The organism is Hymenobacter oligotrophus (assembly GCF_003574965.1).
In the GTDB taxonomy this organism is placed as follows: domain Bacteria; phylum Bacteroidota; class Bacteroidia; order Cytophagales; family Hymenobacteraceae; genus Solirubrum; species Solirubrum oligotrophum.
Genome location: NZ_CP032319.1, coordinates 1 through 18586 on the forward strand (window position 1 = coordinate 1; position 18586 = coordinate 18586).

The 18586-nt window shown below is 63.8% G+C and carries 20 protein-coding genes and 1 pseudogene; 15 read left to right on the top strand and 6 right to left on the bottom strand.

Going from position 1 to position 18586, the window contains the following annotated elements:
* Window positions 1-98 precede the first annotated feature (98 nt).
* The 3 genes from D3Y59_RS17865 to D3Y59_RS17875 all read left to right on the top strand — a co-directional run bounded on the left by D3Y59_RS17865 (window position 99) and on the right by D3Y59_RS17875 (window position 3637).
* Window positions 99-788, top strand: a complete 690-nt coding sequence (locus D3Y59_RS17865; protein WP_119446579.1) for a hypothetical protein — start codon at window positions 99-101, stop codon at window positions 786-788.
* A 202-nt stretch (window positions 789-990) separates the two neighbouring features.
* Window positions 991-2841: a sensor histidine kinase gene (locus tag D3Y59_RS17870; protein ID WP_119446580.1), complete on the top strand. Its 1851-nt coding sequence runs from the start codon at window positions 991-993 to the stop codon at window positions 2839-2841.
* A 34-nt stretch (window positions 2842-2875) separates the two neighbouring features.
* Entirely contained in the window at window positions 2876-3637 is a 762-nt protein-coding gene (locus D3Y59_RS17875) for a LytR/AlgR family response regulator transcription factor (protein ID WP_119446581.1), read from the top strand.
* Here the strand turns inward: D3Y59_RS17875 and D3Y59_RS17880 are convergent.
* From D3Y59_RS17880 to D3Y59_RS17905, 6 genes and pseudogenes are all read right to left on the bottom strand, one after another.
* Window positions 3626-4677 (bottom strand): annotated as a pseudogene (locus tag D3Y59_RS17880) (ArsO family NAD(P)H-dependent flavin-containing monooxygenase). The gene D3Y59_RS17875 and the pseudogene D3Y59_RS17880 sit on opposite strands and share 12 nt — an antisense overlap.
* A 14-nt stretch (window positions 4678-4691) precedes the next feature.
* A complete protein-coding gene (locus D3Y59_RS17885) occupies window positions 4692-5126 on the bottom strand; it encodes an arsenate reductase ArsC (RefSeq protein WP_119446582.1) in 435 nt (144 codons plus the stop codon).
* A 15-nt stretch (window positions 5127-5141) separates the two neighbouring features.
* Complete coding sequence (gene arsB / locus D3Y59_RS17890; protein ID WP_119446583.1) at window positions 5142-6233, bottom strand: ACR3 family arsenite efflux transporter; 1092 nt, start codon at window positions 6231-6233, stop codon at window positions 5142-5144.
* A gap of 5 nt (window positions 6234-6238) precedes the next feature.
* Entirely contained in the window at window positions 6239-6841 is a 603-nt protein-coding gene (locus D3Y59_RS17895; RefSeq protein WP_394340472.1) for a GNAT family N-acetyltransferase, read from the bottom strand.
* Window positions 6783-7361 (bottom strand): ArsI/CadI family heavy metal resistance metalloenzyme, encoded by a 579-nt coding sequence (locus tag D3Y59_RS17900; RefSeq protein WP_119446585.1) that lies wholly within the window; start codon window positions 7359-7361, stop codon window positions 6783-6785. The genes D3Y59_RS17895 and D3Y59_RS17900 overlap by 59 nt, the downstream gene beginning before the upstream one ends.
* A 30-nt stretch (window positions 7362-7391) precedes the next feature.
* Window positions 7392-7739: an ArsR/SmtB family transcription factor gene (locus tag D3Y59_RS17905; RefSeq protein WP_119446586.1), complete on the bottom strand. Its 348-nt coding sequence runs from the start codon at window positions 7737-7739 to the stop codon at window positions 7392-7394.
* A gap of 370 nt (window positions 7740-8109) precedes the next feature.
* On the opposite strand from D3Y59_RS17905, the gene D3Y59_RS17910 reads away from it, so the two are divergent.
* The 12 genes from D3Y59_RS17910 (at window position 8110) to D3Y59_RS17965 (ending at window position 18580) form a co-directional block, all read left to right on the top strand.
* A complete protein-coding gene (locus D3Y59_RS17910) occupies window positions 8110-8919 on the top strand; it encodes a hypothetical protein (RefSeq protein WP_119446587.1) in 810 nt (269 codons plus the stop codon).
* Between the two features lie 43 nt (window positions 8920-8962).
* Complete coding sequence (locus D3Y59_RS17915; protein WP_119446588.1) at window positions 8963-9280, top strand: DUF4134 domain-containing protein; 318 nt, start codon at window positions 8963-8965, stop codon at window positions 9278-9280.
* Between the two features lie 11 nt (window positions 9281-9291).
* A complete protein-coding gene (locus tag D3Y59_RS17920) occupies window positions 9292-9624 on the top strand; it encodes a DUF4133 domain-containing protein (RefSeq protein ID WP_119446589.1) in 333 nt (110 codons plus the stop codon).
* Between the two features lie 26 nt (window positions 9625-9650).
* Complete coding sequence (locus D3Y59_RS17925; RefSeq protein WP_119446590.1) at window positions 9651-12137, top strand: TraG family conjugative transposon ATPase; 2487 nt, start codon at window positions 9651-9653, stop codon at window positions 12135-12137.
* Window positions 12138-12180: 43 nt separating this feature from the next.
* Window positions 12181-12729: a hypothetical protein gene (locus D3Y59_RS18485; RefSeq protein WP_205590909.1), complete on the top strand. Its 549-nt coding sequence runs from the start codon at window positions 12181-12183 to the stop codon at window positions 12727-12729.
* Window positions 12730-12756: 27 nt separating this feature from the next.
* Window positions 12757-13410 carry a hypothetical protein gene (locus D3Y59_RS17935; RefSeq protein WP_119446591.1) on the top strand — a complete coding sequence of 218 codons (654 nt, stop codon included), beginning with the start codon at window positions 12757-12759 and terminating at the stop codon, window positions 13408-13410.
* A gap of 15 nt (window positions 13411-13425) precedes the next feature.
* On the top strand, window positions 13426-14082 hold the full coding sequence (locus D3Y59_RS17940) for a hypothetical protein (protein ID WP_119446592.1): 657 nt from the start codon (window positions 13426-13428) through the stop codon (window positions 14080-14082).
* Window positions 14083-14121: 39 nt separating this feature from the next.
* Entirely contained in the window at window positions 14122-15231 is a 1110-nt protein-coding gene (locus D3Y59_RS17945; RefSeq protein ID WP_119446593.1) for a hypothetical protein, read from the top strand.
* Between the two features lie 38 nt (window positions 15232-15269).
* The gene (gene traK / locus D3Y59_RS17950) at window positions 15270-15884 is read left to right on the top strand and encodes a conjugative transposon protein TraK (RefSeq protein ID WP_119446594.1); all 615 of its coding nucleotides are present in this window, start codon (window positions 15270-15272) and stop codon (window positions 15882-15884) included.
* Between the two features lie 10 nt (window positions 15885-15894).
* Window positions 15895-17094, top strand: a complete 1200-nt coding sequence (traM, locus tag D3Y59_RS17955) for a conjugative transposon protein TraM (protein WP_119446595.1) — start codon at window positions 15895-15897, stop codon at window positions 17092-17094.
* Between the two features lie 8 nt (window positions 17095-17102).
* Window positions 17103-18263, top strand: a complete 1161-nt coding sequence (traN, locus tag D3Y59_RS17960) for a conjugative transposon protein TraN (RefSeq protein WP_119446596.1) — start codon at window positions 17103-17105, stop codon at window positions 18261-18263.
* A gap of 128 nt (window positions 18264-18391) precedes the next feature.
* Complete coding sequence (locus D3Y59_RS17965) at window positions 18392-18580, top strand: hypothetical protein (RefSeq protein WP_119446597.1); 189 nt, start codon at window positions 18392-18394, stop codon at window positions 18578-18580.
* The last annotated feature ends 6 nt before the right edge of the window (window positions 18581-18586 follow it).

The following is an 18586-nucleotide window of genomic DNA, read 5'->3' on the forward strand; positions in this document are numbered from 1 at the left end:
TCGGGCAAGACCATCGACTTCACGCCCACGGAATTTGAGCAGCCGGCCCCCGCTGCCATTGAAACCCTCGACGACAACGCTAAATAACGCCCGCTCCCATGACCAAGAAAACCACCGAAACCAAAGAAGCCGCGGCCGAGCGGCGCCAGCGTGAACTTGCCGCCCTCACCTCGGGCGTTGCTGCTTTCAGCTTGATGGGCGACGCCCCCCGGCCAGTGGCGCCGGCACCGGCGCCCGTTGAAGCACCCGCACCTGCAGTTGCGGAGACACCTGCCGCGCCGTCGACGCCTTCCGCGGCTGAAGTCGCTCCGCCCGCTGCGGTAAAGGAACCAGAGGGAAAAAAGGCGACGCCTGCGTCAGAAGTGGCGGCCGTACCCGTGGCACCCGTTCAGGCGGTAGAACCCGCAGTGGCGCCGTCACCGGTAGGGGAGGAGCCCCGCTCGGCTGCCCCTGCGCCACTGCCTTTGTCGGCTCCGGCCAGCGCGCCGGAAGAGGAAGATGGGGAGGAAGCCGAGGAGGAGTTGCCCGTTGCCCCGCCGGTCGCGGCGGGTGGGGAGCTTGACCTGGCGCAGCTGTTCGTGCCTTCGGCGGAGAAGAAGACGACCACCCTGCGCATCACGGCCGACCACCAGCAGTATTTCACCCAGCTCGGCTTTATCCTGGGCGGGGGGGCGTCGGCCCCGGATATCATTCATAACATCCTCAGCCGCTTTCGAGAAGAGCACGAAGCGCAGCTGCAGAAAGCAATGAAAAAGCAGATTCGCCAGATGATGTCACCCAAAAAATAGGGCAGCGCTGGTATCCCAGGGCTATTCCATACGTATAGCGGCCGGCTCACCTTCTGTGGTTGAGCTGGCCGTTCCGTTTCCCGCTCTGGCTTTTTCCCAATACTCCACTCAACAGTGGGGGAGGGGAGAGGCTCTACTACCACCCCGCTATGTCTACACAAACCTTATATCCATTACTACCTTACCTACAATTCGTTACCGCGTGAAGGGCGGTGCTATCTGGGCCGTGCTCGGCCTGCTACTCATCAGCCTTGGTGCCCGGGCCAACAACCGGACGCCATCCTCCACTAGGACGCCCAGGACGCCGCAGACCATCGACTCGCTGCGGGCCTTGGTGCGCCACGCCCCGCTGCCGGACTCAACTCGCTTTCAGGCGCTGCTGGCTTTAAGCGATAAGCTATTTGCCCAGGATGTGACCGAAGGTCGCCGGGTAGGGGAGCAGGCAGTAACGTTTGCTCGCCGCCGGTTTGACTGGTCGGGGGCAGCCGACGCCCTGTATCAGCTGGTGGTAAACTGCGAGCGGGCCGCCGACTACGTGGCCGCCATGCACTACAGCCAGCAGGGGGTGGAGCTCACCCGCGCGCACCGGCCCCGCGACCAGTGGCGCTTCACCCAGTGCCTGGGCCTGGTAGCCGTGGATACCAAGGACGCGGCCGGTGGCCTGCGCTACCTGCGCCAGGCGTATCGGCAGCAGGCGGCTACCCCCTCGGTAGGGCCTCGCGAGCGGGGTGGCCTGCTGCTGAACCTGGCCAATACCTTCCTCGTGCTGCAGCGCTACGACTCCGTGCTCCACTACGTCACGCGGGCCCTGCCCTACATGCAGCGGGCGGCCGACGCCCGGGGCCTGGGCTACGTGTACCAGTTTCGGGGCGAGGTGTACGCCAAGCTGACGCCCCGCTCGCGGGCCAGCCTGGCGGCTGCGGCCACGAACATGCAGCGGGCCCTGCGCATCATGCAGCGCTACCGCTACCAGCCACAGGCAGCTAGTTCGGCGCTTTCGCTGGCGCGGGTGTACCGCCTGCAGGGCCGGCCCCGGGCCGCCCAGCGGACGGCGGAGCTGGCCTTAGCCCTGGCCCGCGCGGAGAAAATGCCCGAGTACGAAGCGGATGCCCTCTCCAGTCTGGCCTGGGCCTATGCTGACCAGAAGCGTCCCGCTCGTGCGGATGAGCTCGACGCCCGGGCCGAGGATTTGCGCGACTCCCTCTTCAACGGCAACAAGGCCCGCGCCCTGGCCCAGCTGCAGGTGCGCTACGACGTGCAGCTGCTCACCGAGCAGAAAAAGGCGGCCGAGTTTGAGCAGCGTAGCCAGCGGGCCCAGCTGCACTCGCTCTGGCTGCTGCTGGGCGGCCTTGCCACGACTGTGGGCGTGGGTGGGGGCCTGTACTGGCGGCTGCGGCGGCAGAAGGCCCTGCTGGCCCTGGCCAACCAGGCCAACTGCCGGGCCGTGGCCGAGAAGGAAGTGTTGCTGCAGGAAATTCATCACCGCGTCAAGAACAACCTGCAGTTGGTCAGCAGCCTGCTGGCCTGGCAGCGCAGCACCCTGCCCGACCCTTTGCTCCAGCAGGCCCTGGCCAGCTCGCAGGCGCGTATCCAGAGTATGGCCCTGGTGCACGAGTTTCTGTACCGGGCCGACAACCTCTCGCAGGTGCGCATGAATGAGTACCTGGGCGAGTTGCTGGAATCCCTGCACCGCTCGCTTACCACGCCTCAGCAGCGCATCCAACTAAGTAGCAGCCTGGCTCCGCTGGTCATGGACCCCAAAGAAGCCAGCGCCCTGGGTTTGGTAGTGAATGAGTTAGTGACCAACGCCTACAAGCACGCATTCCGGGACCGGGACCGTGGCAATCTGCACGTGGCGCTGGAACAGACCGCTGCCGGCTTCCTGCTCACGGTACAGGATGACGGGGTGGGCTTACCAGCGGCCGAAACGGCGCCCGAAACTCATTCGCTGGGCTTGCAGTTGGTTAATACCCTAGCTCGACAGCTAAAAGCCAGCGTGTCGACCGCTCCTCTTCTTCCCACGGGCACCCAGGTAATCGTGGCCAGCGTTTGACGCCGGCCCGTCGCCTCGTCCCTTATTCCACTCTATGGCTACCATCCTCATTGTTGAAGACGAACTGCTGATTGCCGCCGAGATTGAACGCGCCCTGGTCCGGCTGGGCCACACACCCCTGCCACCCGTGGACAACAGCGACGAGGCGCTGAGTGTGCTCGCCACCCAGCCCGTGGAGCTGGTGCTGATGGACATCAACATTGCCGGCGACTGCGACGGCATTGCGGCCGCGCTGCTTGTACGGCGGCAGTTTGCCGTGCCGGTGGTGTTTCTGACGGCCCGCTCCGATTCGGCCACCCTGAACCGCGCCAAGCTGGCCCAGCCCTACGGTTTCTTGGTTAAGCCATTCACCGATGATTCGCTGCGGGTGCAGATTGAGCTGGCCCTCTTCAACGCCTACCAGGCCGGGCCGGTGGGGCCGGTGCTGGACACGGCCGACGCCGGCACGGAGGTACTGGGGTCCGCCGAGCGCTGTCCCAAGTTCAAGGACTACCTGTTCGTGCGCAAAGGCTCGGGCCACGTGAAGGTGCTGCTCAGCGACATTCTCTACTTCGAGGCCCTGCAGAACTACGTGCGCCTGCACACGGTGCGGGAGCGGTTTGTATTTGACTCCACCCTCAAGGAGCTGGAACAGAAGCTGCCCGACCAGTTTTTCAAGACCCACCGCTCCCACATCGTAAACCTGGACCACGTGCAGGCCTACGAGGAAAGTAGTGTGCTGCTGGGCAGCGAATACGTGCCGGTGAGCCGCTCCTGCAAGGATGAGCTCAAGAACCGCATTCACTTAGTCGGTTAAGCCGAGATAAGCTTGTATTTCGGAAACGGTGCTCTTGGCCGAGCGTCCCACGCCGATGAGAGTCGCCGAAGCAAAGCCCGTCCAGCTGCCGTAGCCGACCAGCCACAGGCCGGGCACAACGGTAGCGCGGGTGCCTTCGGTGGCTACGCGGCCATCGGGCTGCACCACGCCAAGCGGCCGCAGGTGGCCAAGGGCCGGCCGGAAGCCGGTGCACCAAATCACGGCATCCGCCGGCTGCTCACGCCCGTCGGGCCACCGCACGCCGGTCGGGGTGAAGCGCTCGAAAGGGCGGACGCTGTGCAGTACCCCGCGCCGGCGGGCATCTTTTACGGTGTCCACCATGACAATGTCGCCCAGCGAAGCGGCGGGCGCGGTGTGGCCAGCGTGGTAGCGTTGGGTAGCCTGGGTAAAGAGTACCCGGCCGTCCACGTGATCGGGCAGGAAGCGTGGCTCCTGCTCCGTCACCCAGGTCGTGTGGGCAACGCGCGAGACATCGGCCAGAATCTGCGCCCCGGAATTGCCACCGCCCACGATCAGTACCTGCTGCCCGGCAAAGGGAGCGGCGTTACGGTACTCGGCGGAGTGCAGTTGGGTGCCCTGGAAGTCGGCCTGCCCCGGATAAGCCGGCCGAAAGGGTTGGCTCCAGGTACCCGTTGCGCTGACCACGGCGCGGGCTTGCCACTCACCCTGGTCAGTACGCACAAGGAAGCCGCTGGGTAGCGGCTGCACGCTTTCTACCCGCACCGGGCGCTCCACGGGTAACTGGTAGCGCTGTTCATAGTGATGCAGGTAGTCGACCGCGGCGTCGCGCGTGGGGTACGTGGCGTCGGCAGGCCGGGGCATGAGCCAACCAGGCAGCGAGCTGGCGTCGGCCGGGAGAAGAGCCGAAGCGAATCCCACCCGTGCTGCCAGGCCCCGCCCGGGGCCGGTTGTTCGTCCAGTAGCACGTAGGACAAGCCCGAGCGGCGCAGGAAATAGCCGAGCGCCAGGCCGCTTTGGCCGGCCCCAATCACCAACACGTCTACCGAAGCAGGCTGCATACGTAGGGAGGGCGTTATTCGGCCGGGACAAACTCCCGCTGTACAAACTCCTGCGCGTAGGCTTTCACCTGGTCGCGTACGGCGCGGAACTGCTGCAGCACCTCTTCTTCCGTGCCTGTGGCTTTGGCTGGGTCGGGAAAGTTATGGTGCAGCTTCCTGGCCGTTGAGGGAAATACCGGGCAGACCTCGTTGGCGTGGTCGCAGACAGTCAGGACGTAGTCGAAGGGCACGTGGGCATACTCGTCGACGTGGTTGCTGGTGTGGTGCGAGATGTCCACGCCGTCCTCGCGCATGACCTGCACGGCCTGCGGGTTCAGCCCGTGGGTTTCAACGCCGGCCGAGTACACGTTGGCCGCGTCGCCGAGCAGCTGGTTCAGGTAGCCGTGCAGCAGCTGGCTGCGGCAGGAGTTACCGGTGCACAGCACCAGCACATTTTTCTTGTCAGACATGGGCAGCGGAAGTGATTAGCGGGGGGAGGGTGCCGAGTCGCCGTAGTAGCGGCGGCGAAACCAGAAGGCCAGATTGACCAGCGCAATGAGCGCGGGCACCTCAATGAGGGGCCCAATAACGCCGGCAAACGCCTGGCCGGAGTTCAAGCCAAACACCCCGATGGCCACCGCAATGGCCAGCTCAAAGTTGTTGCCGGTCGCGGTGAAGGCAATGCTCGTGTTTTCGGCGTAGCTCGCCCCGAGGTACTTGCCGGCCACGAAGCTGAGCACGAACATGATGCCGAAGTACAGGGCCAGCGGCAAGGCAATGCGCAGCACGTCGAAGGGGATGCGCACGATCAGCTCGCCCTTCAGGCTGAACATCACCACGATAGTAAGCAGCAGCGCCACCAGCGTGATGGGGCTAATGGCCGGCAGGAACACCCGCTCGTACCACGCGTCGCCCTTTAGCCGGCGAAGCACCAGGCGTGAGAGAAAACCGCCGGCGAACGGGATGCCCAGGTACACGAGCACGCTCTGGGCAATGTCACCAATACCGATGTTCACCGCGTACCCCTTTAGACCGAAGTAGGGCGGCAGCACCGTGATGAACAGCCACGCCAGCACCGAGTAGAACAGTACCTGGAAAATCGAGTTCAGGGCCACCAGCCCGGCGGCGTACTCGCGGCTGCCATCGGCCAGGTCATTCCATACGAGCACCATGGCAATGCAGCGCGCAATGCCGATGAGGATGAGCCCCATCATGTACTCCGGTTTGTCGGGCAGCAGCCAGATAGCCAGCAGGAACATCAGCAGCGGGCCGACCACCCAGTTCAGCAGCAGCGAGAGGCCGATGATGCGCGTGTTGCGGAAGACCTTGGGCAGCTGCTCGTACCGGACCTTGGCCAGCGGCGGGTACATCATCAGGATGAGTCCCACGGCCAGCGGCACGTTCACAGTGCCTACCGAGAAATAGTTGATGGCTTGCTCCACGCCGGGCACGAAGTAGCCCAGCGCCACGCCGGCGCCCATGGCCAGGAAGATCCACAGGGTCAGGCCCTGGTCGAGGCCGGAAAGCTTCTTGCGGGCAACGGCCACTGCCGACGCCGTAGGGGGAAGATTTGTCATGGCGGTTAAGTCAGCCCCACTTCGGCACTGCGACGCTCCAGCAAAAGCGTGTCGCGCCACTGACCACCCATCTTCCCGATTCGTTCGCGGCGTCCGACTAGCCGGAAACCGGTGGCTTCGTGCAGGCGGACGCTGGTCTCGTTCTCGGGGAAGATGCCGGCCTGCAGCGTCCACATGTCGTGCTGCTCCGACTCGCGTACCAACGCTGCCAGGAGCTGCCGCCCGACGCCCCGGCCCCGGGCCGCGTCAGCTACGTACACGCTCACCTCGCCCACACCGCCGTACACGCAGCGGCTCGACACGGGGGAGAGAGCCGCCCAGCCGAGTACCTGTCCGTTGTCATCGAGGGCGACGAGGCGGCTGTGCGGCAGGTGTCCTCGGTCCCATTCTTCCCAGCTGGGAGCCGACGTGGCAAACGTAGCGTTGCCGGTCGCAATGCCGGCTTCGTAAATGGCTTTGGCGGCCGGCCAGTGCGCCGGCGCGAAGGGCTGCAGGGTCATGGTTAGTTGATGAGAAGGGGGAAGAAGCGCAGAAGGCGAGTAGCAGCACCTAGCAGCACCCGCCGCCGGGCGTGCAGGCGTTGGCGGCCGGGGTAGCCGGCGTAGCATCGACCAGGGTAAAGGCCATCGGCGCGGTCGTCAGCATTTCAGCGGCTAGCGGCGCCTGCTGAGCAGCGGGCGCGATGCAGCACTGGCTGTTGCCGCTGGCCTGGTCGTACTCGGCCTGGTAGCGCGGGTCGTTGAACTCGGCGTCTTCGTGGAAGTAGTACACTTCCCACTCCACGCCGTCCGGGTCGTTGACCCAGAACTTATCCTGCTTGGCGTAGCAGCAACTGGTGCCCATTTCTTCGCGGGCTACCAGGCCGGCCCTGCGCGCTACCTCCAGGCGCTGCTCCATTTCCTGCACCGTCTCGACCTGGAAACCCAGGTGCCCGAAGTTGCTGGCCACGCGCTCGGGGTTCTGCACAAAGGAGATGATCAGCGAGGGCTTGTCGAGCACGTACTTCGCGTAGCCAGGCTTTATCTTGGTAGCCGGCTGTCCGAAGAAGGCCGTGTAGAAGTTCACCGTGGCGGTTAGGTCGGAGACGTACAGCGAGACGTGCATCCGGGGAAATACAGACGTTTCCATGCGATAGGCGAATTGAAAGGGTGAAATGAATTAGCAGCAGGAGCCACCGGGGGCGCAGGCCTCGTTGGCGGTCGATTCGACGAAGAAGGCCGTGAACTGCTGGTGCACCTGGCGCAGCAGTTCCGTGTTCAGGCAGTAGCAGACGGTCAGCCCATCAATCTCCCCGCGAATCAGGTCCAGCGCCTTCAGCTCCTGCAGGTGCTGCGAGACGGTCGTGCGGGAGAGCGGCAGCTCGGCGGCGATGTCGCCGGAAATGCAGGTCTTCTTCGACGCCAGCAGCTGAATGATGGCCACCCGGGCCGGATGGGCCAGCGCTTTGGCTACGCGGGCGAGTTGCTGTTGCTCCTCAGTGAAAGCGGCGGTCTTGGCGTACGTCATGGCAACTATGTAGTATGTCGCAATTATACGACATTATATGACGTATGTTTACGTCTCAGGCAGAATTTTCTTTTTCAATTCTCCGCTTGCGGCGTCCTGCATGTCGGCTGAACAGCAATTGACTGCCCGCTGCTGACAAGACGTAATCCAGGACACAAAGCTCATTTCAGGTTTAGGAGCCGCTTTATGGGTTCTACTCAGCTGCTATTCGTGTGGAGTCGGTGCACCTCACCACCCGATTTTAACCGTTCGTCAACTTTCTACTAATCGGGTTTCAGGGCCGGATAGGTTTGCACAAGTCAAACCTGCCTGGTTTGGCACGTCCACGCTCAGGTCGGCCGACCCGGGGTGCCACGCTTGATTCCTGCCGATGCTCAGTGCTTATTCCTGGAGCCAGTTTGGCCTGTTTATGCTGGTCGTGGTTCTGCTCTACTACCTGGTAGTCGGATTACTCTACTACCGCGCCGAACTCGCCCCGCTGCTCTCGCTCGGTAAGCGCGGCGGGGGCAGTACCCCGGCCCCCACCACGGCGCCGCCTGCCCTGGTGCGCCCGACCTCAGCCTTTACGCCACCACAGCCGGCCGCCGCCGAGGCAGCACCGGAAGCTGCGGCAGAGGAGGAGGGCGCCGCCGAGAACCTGCCCCCTACCACTGAAGCGGTAGTAGAAGGCCAGTTGCCCGCCTCCACCGCCACGGCTACCGGCCAGGACCAGAGCGCCGACGACAGCGCGCCGATGGATGCCGCTTCGGCCTCGGCCGAGGAGCAGGCCGCAGCCCAGGACCAAATCCGCACCGAAGCCCCCGACCAGGCTGATGAGCGCCTGGCCGAGCTGGTGCGGCGCGAAGCCCATGCCGAGGCGGACCCGGCAGCGGCAGCTGACCAACCCACCGAGCTCCTCGACGCCGAGCCCGCGCTCCAGCAGCAGCTGCCGGTGAGCTACGAGCCCCTGGCTTCATTCGAGGAGCCGGTGGCCTCCCCGCTGGACATCATCACCGCCGGGCCCGCACCGCAGCTGGTGGCCGCCGAATCGGTCAGCGAGTACATCGCCCTGCTGCAGGCGGGCCAGAACCCGCCCGCCCCGGCCGGCCTGCAGGGCAGCTGCCTGGCTGAGCAAATGGCCCAGCACCTGGAAGAATACCAGGCCGAGCTGGCCGCCCTGTTCGGAGCCGACGAGCTGTAGTGCCCGCCCCGCCCCTACCCACGTCTCATTCTTTCCCATTCGTATGAACCAGAAGCGTTTTAGTACCTCACTGGCCGTTCTGGCCCTGCTCCTTAGCTCGCACCTGCTCTACGCCCAAACCGGGGGCGGCAACGGCACGGCCGGCATCCAGGATGCCACTACTCAGGTTACCAGCTACTTCGACCCGCTCACCAAGCTCATGTACGCCATCGGGGCGGTGCTGGGCCTGGTGGGCGCCATTAAGGTGTACAGCAAGTGGAACTCCGGCGACCAGGACACCCAGAAAACGGCCGTGTCGTGGTTTGGCTCGATGATTTTCCTGGTCATCGTGGCCACGGTGGTGCGCTCGTTCTTCCTGTAAGCTCATAAGCCATGCCCGTCTACGACCTGAACCGGGGCATCAACAAGCCCGTCGAATTCAAGGGGCTGGTGGGCAGCAACATTTACTTCCTGGTGGCCGGCATCGGGCTAGTGTTTGCCCTGTTCGTGACCTGCTACCTGGCCGGCGTGCCGCTGGCACTCACCGTGCTGCTCACCTTTCTGGCCGGGGGCGGCATGTGGGCCGGGGTGTTTGCCCTGAACCGCCGCTTCGGCGAGCATGGGCTGATGAAAGCCGCCGCCCGCCGCTCCTCGCCCCGCTACATCACCAACCGGCACAGCCGCCTTTTCCAACGCCTCAACGAGGACCCGCCCGGCCGCGCGTAGCGGCCGGCGCGGGTGCTTTCACGCCTATGAGCAACAAGGTTCTGCCCTCCGTTTCCTTGGAATCCAAGCAGCCCATCTACAAGGTGGAGAAGGATTGCCTCGTCTCGAAAAACGCGGACGTGACGGTGGCCTTCCGGCTGGAGCTGCCGGAAATCTTCACCCTCTCGCGCGAGGACTACGCCCAGCTGCAAGCCGCCTTCGTGAAGGCCGTGCGCCTGTTGCCCGACCACTGCGTGGTGCACAAGCAGGACTGGTACGTGGAAGATAAGTACGCGCCCGGCTTCGAAGCCGAGCGCACGCTGCTCTCCGCGGCTTACGAGCGGCACTTCAACGAGCGGCCGTTCCTCAACCACTTCTGCTACCTCTACATCACCAAAACCTCGTCGGAGCGGCCTAACTGGGGCAGCACCTCGGGGCTGCTGGCCCGCCGCCACATCGTGCCCAAAGACATGCTCGACACGAAGGTGCTGGAAAGCTTCTTCGACAGCGTGGGCCAGTTCGTGCGCACGCTGGAAGGGGTGGGACCCACCAACGCGCCCTTTATCCGCTCGCACCGGCTCACCTCCGATGAGCTGGCCGGCACTCAGGAAAAGGCTGGGCTGCTGGAAAAGTACCTCTCGCTGGACCTGTCCGACCAGGCTCTGCAGGTGGACCTGGATTTGACCAACGGGCTGAAGGTGGGCCAGGAGTTCTGCCAGATGTTCTCGGTGGCCAACCTCGACGACCTGCCCACCTCGGTGGAAACCGACATCCGCTACGAGGCCTACAGCACCCAGTACTCGGACTTTCCCATCTCCTTTGCCGCCCCGCTGGGGCTGCTGCTGGGTACCAGCCACATCCTGAATCAGTACGTGTTTCTGGACAACACCCAGAAAACGGTGAAGACCTTCGAGCAGAAGAAGGACCGGCTCAACTCTCTCTCACTCTACTCCCGGCAGAACGCCATCAACGTGGAGTACTACCACGCCTTCCTCAACGAGCTGATTACCCATAAGCGCCGGCCGGTGCGGGTGCACTGCAACGTGCTGACCTGGGGCAGGAGCGAGGAAGAGTTGGCGGAAGTGCGCAAGCTGGTCAACGCCGCCTTTAATCAGATGAACTGCAAGCCCCGGCAGAACACCGTGGACATTGCCGCCCTTTACTGGGGAGGCATTCCGGGCAACGCCGGCGACTTCCCCTCGGAGGAGACCTTCTACACCTTCATCGAGCAGGCCGTCTGCTTCTGGGCCTCGGAAACCAACTACCGCTCCACCGGGGCCACCAAGGGCATCAAGCTCTCCGACCGCCTCACCGGCAAGCCCGTGCTGGTGGACATCTCCGATGAACCGATGAAGCGGCAGGTCATCTTCAACCGCAACAAGTTCGTGCTCGGCCCCTCGGGCTCGGGTAAGTCGTTTTTCACCAACCACATGGTGCGCCAGTACTACGAGCAGGGCGCCCACGTGCTGCTGGTGGATACCGGCAACTCCTACAAGGGCCTCTGCGAGCTGGTGGGCGGGGTGTACTTCACTTACGAGGAAGATGCGCCCATTGCCTTCAACCCCTTCCTGATTTCGGGCAAGCTCGACGTGGAGAAGAAGGAAAGCATCAAAACGCTGCTGCAGGCGCTCTGGAAAAAGGATGACGAGGCGGTCAGCCAGTCCGAGTACGTGTCGCTCTCGACGGCCGTGAGTTTGTATTACGTGATGCTCGAAGCCAACCCGGCTATTCAGCCCAGCTTCAACACGTTCTACGAGTTCGTGAAGGGCACCTACCGCAAGGTGCTGGAAGAGGAAAAGGTGCGCGAAAAGGACTTCGACATCGACAACTTCCTCTACGTGCTCGGGCCCTACTACCGGGGCGGAGAGTACGACTACCTGCTCAACTCCGACAAGGAGCTGGACTTGGTGCAGGCCCCGTTCATCGTCTTCGAGCTCGACAACATCAAGGACCACCCCATCCTGTTTCCGGTGGTCACGCTCATCATCATGGAAACCTTCATCTCCAAGATGCGCAAGCTCAAGGGGGTGCGAAAGATGATTTTGATTGAGGAGGCCTGGAAGGCCCTGACCACGCCCGGCATGGCCGCCTACATCAAATACCTGTTCAAGACGGTGCGCAAGTTCTTCGGCGAGGCCATCGTGGTAACGCAGGAAATCGACGACATCATCGGCAACGAGATTGTCAAGGACGCCATCATCAACAACTCCGACTGCAAGATTCTGCTCGACCAGCGCAAGTTCATCAACCGCTTCGAGGAGATTCAGGCCCTGCTCTCACTCACGCCCAAGGAAAAGGACCTGGTGCTAAGCATCAACCGCGACAACAAGCCCGCGCGGGGCCGCTACACCGAGGTGTTCATCTCGCTGGGCGGAGTGGTATCGAAGGTGTACGCCATCGAGGTGTCGAAGGAAGAATACGTGACCTATACCACCGAGGAAACCGAGAAAGTACGGCTGTTCGAGAAGCTGCGCCAGACCGGCGACATGCCCACAGCCATCAAGCTCTTCGCCGCCGAGCTGCGCGAAGGGTAGGGGGCTAAACATCAACAAAAGGGAAAAAACGATGCGCACGCTATTGCTTCACCTCGCCCTGCCGCTGGCCCTGCTCAGCAGCTGCGGCTCCGATACATCCCCGGCTGATTCACCGGCTGCGACGGCCCCGGCGGCCGGTGCCCCAGCACCCGCCTCGGCGGAGGTAGCCGCCGCGCAGGCCCTGGCCGACAGCCTGGTGGCCTTGCCCGCCGCCGAGCCAGCCGACAAGGCGGCGGCCCGGCACTACGCCCAGTTCGTGGCGGATTGGCAGGGCAGCGACCTGGACGCCTCGGTGAAGGAGCACCCGGTGGTGCGCAGCGGCTGGGCGCGCTACCGCTACGTGCTGCGCGCGGTGGCCCGCTCGCGGGGCCTGCCCCGGGTGCAGCCCGAAGACGTGGCCACCTGGAACGGCCTGGCGGGCCGCTGCGAGACGGTTGCCACGATGCTGCTGGCCCTGACGAAGGAGCCCAACGTGACGGCCACGCAGGCCCTGCCCACGCTGCTGGGCTTTGAGGGCGGCACGGGCCAGGCCCGCTTCGCCGCCGAGCGGCACCTGAAGTACCTGCTGCACCCGCAAACCCGGAATCAATAAGCCTCCCACCACGCAAACGCGCCGCTCATGCAGAAGAAAATCATCCTCCTCAGCCTGGCTCTGCTGGGCCTGAGTGCCACCAGGGCCTCGGCCCAACTGGTGGTATCGGCACCGCTGCTGGAAGGGCAAAGCGCGGTGCAGACCGGCCTGCAGAAAACCATGAAGGGGCTGGAAGCCGCGGCCAACAAGCTGGTAGCCTTCGGGGTGAAGGAGCAGGAACTCACCAAAACCTTTGCCCGCAAGAACCTGGAGCAGCATAAGGAGTGGTACGATGGCCTGCTCAAGGTCAGCGCCGCCGTGCGCGACTACCGCCGGGTGCGCTCCATTTACGCCAAGCAAACCCAGATTATTCAGCAGTACTCGGACGCCATCAACGTGCTGCGCACCTCGCCCTATATCACACCCCAGCAGCTCACGCAGATGACCAACGTGTACGCCCAGCTGCTGGGGGAGGGCGCCAATACCGTGGCCGACCTACGCACCGTGGTCAGCCCGGCCATGCTCAAAATGACAGACGCCGAGCGCATGGAATTCATCGACCAGCTGGACGCCAAAATCACCGACCAACTGGGCCTTGTCAGCTACTTCACCCGGCGCAACATGCTACAGCTGCGGGCAGCCCAGCAAATCGAGCAGGACCGTCAGACCCTGCTATCCTTCATGGGCGCCAGCGCCCGCTAACCCCACCCGCTGCCGATGAAAACTACCTCCTTTTTCGCGCTGCTGGCATTGCTGACCCTGGTGGCCCGGCCGGCGCGGGCCCAAACGGTCATATCGGCGCCCATCTCCGAGCAAATCTCGCGCAAGCAGATTCTCCACCAGGGCGTCTCGACCACGCTGAAGGGGCGGGCCAAGGTGCTGGCCGGCGACATCAAACAGCTCAGCACGGCCATCAAGGGCATCACCGACCAAACCCAGGCCCTGCACGCGCAGTGGTACAGCAGTCTGCTGCAAATCAGCGCCGGGGTGCGCAACTACCGCCGGGTGCGGGAAATATACGACGCCCAGGCGGCCATGATTACCCAGTTTTCCAGCGGCGTGACCGAGCTGCGCACCCGTGCCCTCACGCCCGCGCAGATCACCGAGGCCTCCGCCATGTACCAGGTGCTGCTGCAGGAAAACGTGTCGCTCATCACCGAGCTGGCCACCATCATGACCACCAACCGGGCCCAGATGACGGACGCCCAGCGCCTGAAGTTCATCAACCGGATTGCCGACCGGATGCAGCAGCAGCAGCACCTGATGACCTACTACACCAATAAATGCCGGGCCGTGGCCTACCAGCAGCAGCAAGCCCGGCAGGACCGGGCCTCGGTACTGGCCCTCATTGGGGCCGAAAACGCCCCCCGCTAGCGCCCCGCATCCTTTTCCCCACCGCATTTCCCGCTTGCCATGGACATGAACTCAATCACCATGCAGATGCTTCAGATGGAGCAGATGCTGGGCCGGCTCTACGACTCAATGCTGCCGCTGGTCGCGCAGTTCGTTACCCTGGGCCGGGCTGTGGGGGGTATTGCCGCCCTGATTTTCATCAGCTCCCGGGTGTGGGGCCACATTGCCCGGGCCGAGCCCATCGACCTGTACCCGCTGCTGCGCCCCTTCCTTATTGGCCTGGCCATCCTGCTGTTTCCGCAGCTGCTCGGCGGCCTGCGCGGCATCACGGGCGCGCTGGCTACCAGCACCGATTCGGTGCGCACCGACCAGACCGCCCGCATCGACCAGCTGCAGCAGCAAAAAAAAGCCTTGCTGGCCCGCCAGCCCGGCAACGAGTACTTCGCCACGGACGAGGCCTACGAGAAGCGGCTGGAGGAGCTGGGCGGGGCCACGGGCATGAGCAACCTGGGCCAGCAGGCCGCGCTGGGCTTCGACAAACTTAAGTACGAGGTCAAACAGGACTTTCGGGAATGGATGAAGAACACCCTGGAGCTCTTTCATATTGCTGCCCGCCTGCTTGTCAACGTGCTGGCCACCTTCCTGCTCATTGTGCTGTCGGTGTTAGGTCCGCTGACCTTCGGCATTGCCATTTTCCCGGGCTTTACCGGCTCCATTGCCAAGTGGCTGGGCCAGTTCGTCACCATCAGCCTGTGGGTACCGGTGGCCAACATCTTCGGGGCCATCATGGGCCAGTTTCAGGTGATGATGCTGGAAGCTGACATCGGCCGCCTCAACACCGGCGCCGGCGTCGACTCCGCCGATTTCGGCTACTTGGTTTTTCTCTGCATTGCTATTGCTGGCTACCTGGTCATTCCCTTCATCACGGATATGATGCTGGCCGCCTCGGGCGTGAGCGGCGTGGCCCGCGCCATGCAGGGGGCGCTGGTGGGCACCGCCGCCACGGCGGGCGCCGCGGCTGGTACGGCCACTCGCCTGGGCACGGCCCCGGCTGCCGTAGCGGCCGCCACGGGGCCAGCGGCCACCGACAACCGGTCCTGGGGTGAGCAGTTGGGCCACCGCGCCGGCACGGCCCTTCGGGAGCGGGTCTTTGGCCGCCGCTCCGCTTAAGCTCAGGCTACTCCATCTCCCACTAGCCCTTCCTAGCCATGTTCGCATCCCTGAAAACCATTGATTCCGCTTTCCAGCAGGTTAAGACCCTGGCCCTGCTCTTCATTGTGGCGGTGCTGGTGCTGGCCGGCACCATCGCCTACTTCGCGTTTCAGACCACCACCGCGGCCGCCAACCGCATCTACGTGCTGGAAGGCGGGCAACTGCTCACGGCCGGCGCCCGAGATGCGCGGGCCAACCGACCGGTGGAGGCCCGCACCCACGTCACGCGCTTCCACGAGCTGTTTTTCACCCTGGACCCCGACCAGAAGGCCATCGACAGCAACGTGAACAAGGCGCTGTACCTGGCCGACAACTCCGCGAAGCGGCAGTACGAGAACTTCAAGGAGAAGGGCTTCTACAACGACCTGATTGCCGCCAACATCAGCCTGGGAATGAGCGTGGACAGCGTGGTGATAACCAACTCGCGCCCGTTGGTAGCACGGTGCTACGGCCACCAGCGCGTCATCCGGGCCACCTCGGTGACCACCCGCAACTTCCTTTCGGAATGCTCGCTGCGCGACGTGACGCGCTCGGAGAACAACCCGCACGGCTTCCTGATGGAGAACTGGCGGGTTCTGCGCAACGAAGACCTCAGCACCCAGCCCCGCTAAGCCCCACCCGATGGAAACCAAACCGCACGACGCGCAATTTCTGCGCACCCGCAAGATGGCCACCTTCCTGCCGGTGGTGGTCGTCCCCTTCCTGGCTGTCATGTTCTACCTGGGCGGCGGGGGCCAGGGCGCGCCCGCCGAAGCCCAGAGCGTGCCGTCCGGCTTCAATACCTCCCTGCCCACGGCCGAGAAGGGCTCCATTACGGCCAGCAAGCTCGAAGCCTACGCCAGCCCGGTGGATACCCTGCGCAACCGGGGTCTGGTCGATGCCCGCCTCGATACGGCGGCCGGCTCGGGCCTGTCGTATTCGATTGGCGCCGACGGCAAGCCCGGCCCCAATGGGTCGGTAGATAAATCCGTGGTGGAAGCCCAGCAGCAGCTCATTGCCGCCCAGCAGGCCCAACTGAACGGCGGAACCACGCCCGGCACGGCGGTGGCCCCAACGACAGCGGCGCCTGGGTCACTCACTCCTCAGGAGCAGCTGGAACTGATGCGCAGCCAGCACGAACGGGAGCTGGCCGAGAAGGACGCCCAACTGCAGATGGCCCAGCTGCTGGCCCAAAGCAACAGCGGCGGGGGAGGGGTAGCCCGCCCGGCCGCGCCGACGGCAGCCAAGCCCAAGAAAAAAGCCCGCACCCGGGCCAAGGTGGTCGATGACGACGCCGTCGTTTCCCGGCTGGGCTCGAACGGCGCGGGCAGACGACGCACGGCCTCGTTCACGGGTCTGTATGACGGTCGGGCGGCCACGGAGGACGCCAACACCCTGCCGGCCGTTATTCACGAATCGCAGGAAGTCGTCAGCGGCTCGCTGGTGAAAATGCGCCTGACGGAGTCGGCCGTGGTCAACGGCCGCGCCCTGCCGGCCAACACCTTCATCTACGGCAAGTGCAGCCTGGCTGGGGAGCGGCTGAACATCAGCATCGAAACGCTGAAAACCGGCAATCGGGTCTTCCCGGTGGCCCTCGAAGTCTACGACGTGGACGGTTTGGAAGGCCTGCACATTCCGGGCGCTATTACCCGGGACGCAGCCAAACAGGCCGGCGCCGATGGCCTGAACGCCGCCGACGCCATGACCATGAGCGCCGACCCCACGCTGGCCGCGGCCGGCGTTGCGGTTACCGCTGTCAAGGGCCTCGGTCAGAAGAAAATCCGCCTGGTCAAAGTACGCCTGAAAGCTGGCTATCAGGTCATGTTGAAGATTGATAAATAAGCCACGCTATGCGAATCGTCCTTGCCCTCTGCACCCTGCCCCTCAGCCTGGCCGCAATGCCTGCCCAGGCCCAATCCACGACGCTGGCCAGCACCCGACCCATCGCCCCGGCCGCCGCGGCAAAGCTGTCGACCTATCCGCTGTATGTTTCGGACCAGAAAACGACTCACCTGGTCTTTCCCTCCCCGGTCACCTATGTCGATTTGGGCAGCGCCGGGCTGATTGCGGCCAAGGCCACAGGCTCCGAAAACATCGTGCGGGTCAAGGCTGCCGGCAGCGGCTTCAGCGAAACCAACATGACCGTGCTGACGGCCAGCGGCAAGCTTTACTCCTTCGTGGTGGGCTACCAGCGCAACCCGCGCCAGCTGGGCCTGGACCTGGGCCCGCCCAACGCGGGCCCGGCCAAGCTGCCCGTGCTCCCGCTCTACGTCTCGGACCAGAAAACCACGCACCTCGTGTTTCCCTACCCAGTCACCTACGTGGACCTGGGTAACTCGGGCATTCTGGCCGCCAAAGCCACGGGTGCCGACAACATCGTGCGCGTGAAGGCCGCCAGCAACCGCCTGACCGAAACCAACATGACCGTGCTTACCTCCGGGGGCAAGCTGTACATGTTCGTCGTCAACTACCAGCACGACCCCAAGGTGCTGAGCCTGGATTTGAGTACGCCGGCCAACTCCACCGCGCAGGCCGGCAGCGGCAGCGAGGCCATCCTGTCGAACACACCCATTCCGCAGGGCAACCTGGATGCATATTCCCAGCAGGCGCTGGCGCGCGGCGGCTCGGCGGCCAGCGACACGAAAAACCAGTTCAGCGTGCGCGCGGGCAGCGTGGGCTACCAGCAGGAAACCTTATTTTTCCCGCTGCACCTGCGCAACCGCTCCAACGTGACGTATGACGTGGATTTCGTCAAGTTTTACATCCAGGATAAAAAGGTGGCCAAGCGCACGGCTGAGCAAGCCATTGAGCTGACGCCCACCTACGTCTACAATGGCAACCTGAAAAAGATTGAAGCGGCCGGCAAGTTGCAGCAGGTGTTTGTGTTCAAGAAGTTCACCATACCCGACCAGAAAAACCTGGTTGTCGAGGTGTACGAGAAGGGAGGCGGGCGCAATATCAAGCTCAAGCTTTCCAACAGCGACCTACTCCGGGCCCGCGGCTTCCGTTAGCCCCTAATTAACACCCTGCATCTTGCTACGTAGCAGCTGAAATGCACCAAATCAGCGCCAGCTTGTTTACCCGGTAGAAGAAGGCAGGGCAAGCGACCAGCTCACTACTCACTCCAACCCCTACTGTTATGCGTATTCTGCTGCTTATCGCGCTGGTTATCTTTCTCTATTCATCCTGGGCACCGAGTTGGGGGGCTCAGGTGGCCACCTGGGGTCTGTTGCTCTATTTCGGCTACAAGTTCTTCCGTCTTTCCAGTTCCGTCATGCACCGGGCTTCCCGCAGCCCTCAGGACCGCTACGACCCACACAACCATTAGCAGCTT

Coding starts and splice junctions, on each gene's coding strand:
- D3Y59_RS17865 (WP_119446579.1), top strand. CDS start 99: ATGACCAAGAAAACCACCGAAACCAAAGAAGCCGCGGCCGAGCGGCGC.
- D3Y59_RS17875 (WP_119446581.1), top strand. CDS start 2,876: ATGGCTACCATCCTCATTGTTGAAGACGAACTGCTGATTGCCGCCGAG.
- D3Y59_RS17885 (WP_119446582.1), bottom strand. CDS start 5,126: ATGTCTGACAAGAAAAATGTGCTGGTGCTGTGCACCGGTAACTCCTGC.
- arsB (WP_119446583.1), bottom strand. CDS start 6,233: ATGACAAATCTTCCCCCTACGGCGTCGGCAGTGGCCGTTGCCCGCAAG.
- D3Y59_RS17895 (WP_394340472.1), bottom strand. CDS start 6,841: ATGCTACGCCGGCTACCCCGGCCGCCAACGCCTGCACGCCCGGCGGCG.
- D3Y59_RS17900 (WP_119446585.1), bottom strand. CDS start 7,361: ATGGAAACGTCTGTATTTCCCCGGATGCACGTCTCGCTGTACGTCTCC.
- D3Y59_RS17905 (WP_119446586.1), bottom strand. CDS start 7,739: ATGACGTACGCCAAGACCGCCGCTTTCACTGAGGAGCAACAGCAACTC.
- D3Y59_RS17910 (WP_119446587.1), top strand. CDS start 8,110: ATGCTCAGTGCTTATTCCTGGAGCCAGTTTGGCCTGTTTATGCTGGTC.
- D3Y59_RS17915 (WP_119446588.1), top strand. CDS start 8,963: ATGAACCAGAAGCGTTTTAGTACCTCACTGGCCGTTCTGGCCCTGCTC.
- D3Y59_RS17920 (WP_119446589.1), top strand. CDS start 9,292: ATGCCCGTCTACGACCTGAACCGGGGCATCAACAAGCCCGTCGAATTC.
- D3Y59_RS17925 (WP_119446590.1), top strand. CDS start 9,651: ATGAGCAACAAGGTTCTGCCCTCCGTTTCCTTGGAATCCAAGCAGCCC.
- D3Y59_RS17935 (WP_119446591.1), top strand. CDS start 12,757: ATGCAGAAGAAAATCATCCTCCTCAGCCTGGCTCTGCTGGGCCTGAGT.
- D3Y59_RS17940 (WP_119446592.1), top strand. CDS start 13,426: ATGAAAACTACCTCCTTTTTCGCGCTGCTGGCATTGCTGACCCTGGTG.
- D3Y59_RS17945 (WP_119446593.1), top strand. CDS start 14,122: ATGGACATGAACTCAATCACCATGCAGATGCTTCAGATGGAGCAGATG.
- traK (WP_119446594.1), top strand. CDS start 15,270: ATGTTCGCATCCCTGAAAACCATTGATTCCGCTTTCCAGCAGGTTAAG.
- traM (WP_119446595.1), top strand. CDS start 15,895: ATGGAAACCAAACCGCACGACGCGCAATTTCTGCGCACCCGCAAGATG.
- traN (WP_119446596.1), top strand. CDS start 17,103: ATGCGAATCGTCCTTGCCCTCTGCACCCTGCCCCTCAGCCTGGCCGCA.
- D3Y59_RS17965 (WP_119446597.1), top strand. CDS start 18,392: ATGCGTATTCTGCTGCTTATCGCGCTGGTTATCTTTCTCTATTCATCC.